Origin of the sequence: Curvibacter sp. CHRR-16 (assembly GCF_018474005.1) — a bacterium.
Lineage (GTDB): Bacteria > Pseudomonadota > Gammaproteobacteria > Burkholderiales > Burkholderiaceae_C > Allorhodoferax.
The window spans coordinates 1-1,013 of sequence record NZ_JAHCSH010000023.1 but is presented as its reverse complement, the minus strand read 5'-3'; the positions used below and the strand labels follow the sequence as shown (position 1 = coordinate 1,013).

Below are 1,013 nucleotides of genomic sequence, written 5' to 3'. Positions count from 1 at the left end.
GAAGCGGAGACGGGCCTGCCAGTGGCCGAGCTGTGCCGTAGGCACGGCTTCTCAGAGGCCAGTTATTACCTCTGGCGCAGCAAGTTTGGCGGTATGAGCGTGTCGGACGCCAAGCGCCTGAAGGAGCTGGAAGCGGAGAACACCCGGCTCAAGCGCCTGCTGGCGGAGTCGATGCTTGAGAACGAGGTGACGAAAGAAGCCTTGAGAAAAAAGTGGTGAGCGCACCCGCCAGGCGGGAGCTGGTGCGCCACATGACCTGCCAGGGACTGAGCGAACGACGTGCGCTGCGCGTCATTGGCATGAGCGCCAGTGCACTGCGCTACCAACCAGAGGCGGATCGCAACTGTGCCCTGCGGGAGAAGATCATTGCGCTGGCACAACGGCATCGCCGCTATGGCGCCGGCATGATCTATCTGAAGCTGCGCTAGGCAGGCGAGCTCGTGAACCATAAGCGGGTGGATCGCCTGTATGCCGAGGCTGGCCTGCAAGTGAAGAAACGCAGGCGCAAGAAAATCCCCTTGGCAGATCGGCATCCATTGGAGCGACCGACACAGGCCAACCAAGTGTGGTCAATGGATTTTGTGTTTGACCGCACGGCTGAAGGGCGCAGCATCAAAAGCCTGACCGTAGTGGATGACGCAACCCATGAAGCCGTGGCCATCGTGCCGGAGCGTGCGCTGGGAGGCAACCAGCTGGTTCGCATCTTGGATCAGTTGGCGAAAACGCGGGGTCTGCCCAAGTCCATCAGAACCGATAACGGCAAGGAGTTCTGCAGCCGCGCCATGCTGACCTGGGCCCATGTCAGGGGTGTTCAGTTGTTCCTGATCGAGCCGGGCAAACCCAACCAGAACGCATACATCGAATCATTCAACGGGCGGTTCCGGGACGAATGCCTGAACGAGCACTGGTTCACCAGCTTGCAGCATGCCCGAGTGGTCGTTGAATCCTGGCGCAGGGAATACAACGAAGAAAGGCCTAAGAGATCCCTTGGCGGTTTGACGCCGTCAGCCTAC

1 pseudogene is annotated in these 1,013 nt (G+C 60.1%); it reads left to right on the top strand.

Annotation, left to right across the window (positions count from 1 at the left end):
- Positions 1 to 1,013 (top strand): annotated as a pseudogene (locus tag KIK84_RS16455) (IS3 family transposase); the annotation flags it as partial.